Source organism: Mesorhizobium sp. M7A.F.Ca.CA.002.04.1.1 (genome assembly GCF_004022805.1).
In the GTDB taxonomy this organism is placed as follows: Bacteria; Pseudomonadota; Alphaproteobacteria; order Rhizobiales; family Rhizobiaceae; genus Mesorhizobium; species Mesorhizobium ciceri.
The window spans coordinates 1-1671 of record NZ_RZPL01000973.1 but is presented as its reverse complement, the minus strand read 5'-3'; the positions used below and the strand labels follow the sequence as shown (position 1 = coordinate 1671).

Genomic DNA, 1671 nt, shown 5'->3' with positions numbered 1-1671 from the left:
GTTGCTGGTCAGGTGAACCCAGGCGTGGAAATAGCGCGATGCGACGAAAATCCACATCAGCGCCAGGGTCAGATAGTTGACGCCGTTGGTCAGGTGCAGCGTCAGGCACAGCACATAGAACAGCACCGGCAGCTCGAACTGGTTGGTGAGATTGGCGGCAACGGTGACGCTGGAGGCCGGCTCGGTCGAACGCACCTTGAACTGAGCTGGCTTCGCCTCGCCTGACCTGATTGCGCCGTATCTGCGGCGACCCAGGACGCAGTAGACGATGTAGATCAGCAGCACATGCGCCAGAACAGGCCAGAAGATCGTGGTCTGGTTCACGAAGTTTCCCCTAGCGGGCTGAGCTTTGCGCGCGGCATCAGGCCAGGCGTTTCTGGCCTGCCAGCCAGAAGGCGGCAATGACGATCACCGGGACGGCGAAAAGCGCGAATTTGGTGACGGTGAGCGCCGAAGCCAAAGACAGCGAGTCCGGATTCGCCGACAGGAAATCGGACAGAAGCCGCGCTACCGCGATGTTCTGGGCGTAGTCGGCAAGCGTGTAGGGCAGCACCAGGACCAGCGCGAAGATCGACTGCAGCTGCACCGGCTGCACGCGGAAAGCCTTCAATCGCCGGCCGGTGGCCAGGATCAGGCTGACCAGCGTCACAGACAGCAGCGCCGGGAACAACAGATCGAAGGTCAGATAGTGCCAGACGAGAATGATCTCGCCGCCGCGCCGGCCGAGTGCCGTCAGCCAGGCCATGCCTTCGTCCGGAGTGAAACCGAAAATACGCATGTCGAGTGATGGCAAGCCGCCGCTCAACTGGCGGAAGTAGAGGAATTCCATAGCCGTCATGGCGATGAAAACCACCGCCGACAGGAAACAGAGTGCGCCTGCGTGGCGCGGCAGCCGCAGGATCGTTGCCGTCAGGCTCCGCCCGAGCCCGTACTGGTCAGGCTCCGCCGGGATAGTTCGGGCTTTCGCGGGTAATCGTGACGTCATGGGCGTGGCTTTCACGAAGTCCGGCATTGGATATGCGCACAAAGGTGGCGCGCTCGCGGAAATCGGCAAGGTCGCGGCCACCAACATAACCCATAGCGGCTTTCAAGCCGCCCGCAAGCTGGTGCAGCACGCCAGACACAGGTCCTTTGTAGGGAACCTGCCCTTCGATGCCTTCCGGGACCAGTTTCAGCGTGTCGCGCACCTCGGCCTGGAAGTAGCGATCGGCCGAGCCGCGGGCCATGGCGCCGACCGAGCCCATGCCGCGATAGGCCTTGAAGGAGCGGCCCTGGTGCAGATAGACCTCGCCCGGGCTTTCGTCGGTTCCGGCCAGCAGCGAGCCGATCATGGCCGCACTGGCGCCTGCGGCGAGCGCCTTGGCCAGATCGCCGGAATATTTGATGCCGCCATCGGCGATCACCGAGACGCCGGATTTGTGCGCCGTCTCGACCGCCGACATGATGGCTGAGAGCTGCGGCACGCCGACGCCGGCAACGATGCGGGTGGTGCAGATGGAACCCGGGCCGATGCCGACCTTGACGGCGTCGGCGCCGGCGTCGATCAGCGCCTGCGTGCCCGCGGCGGTGGCGACATTGCCAGCCAGGATGCGGACGGAGTTGGATAGTTTTTTCGCCCGCGTGACGGCGTCGAGCACGCGCTGCGAGTGGCCATGCGCGGTGTCGATCACC

At 64.1% G+C, this 1671-nt stretch carries 3 protein-coding genes; all 3 read right to left on the bottom strand.

Annotation, left to right across the window (positions count from 1 at the left end; all coding sequences use genetic code 11):
* Window positions 1-324, bottom strand: a 324-nt coding sequence (locus ENZ75_RS31150) for an MAPEG family protein (RefSeq protein ID WP_128278596.1), incomplete at its 3' end; no start/stop codon positions are given.
* Window positions 325-361: 37 nt separating this feature from the next.
* The gene (locus ENZ75_RS31145) at window positions 362-985 is read right to left on the bottom strand and encodes a hypothetical protein (protein ID WP_082826435.1); all 624 of its coding nucleotides are present in this window, start codon (window positions 983-985) and stop codon (window positions 362-364) included.
* Window positions 936-1671 (bottom strand): IMP dehydrogenase (locus tag ENZ75_RS31140; RefSeq protein ID WP_206617145.1); only part of this gene is annotated, 736 nt, incomplete at its 5' end. The genes ENZ75_RS31145 and ENZ75_RS31140, both read right to left, overlap by 50 nt.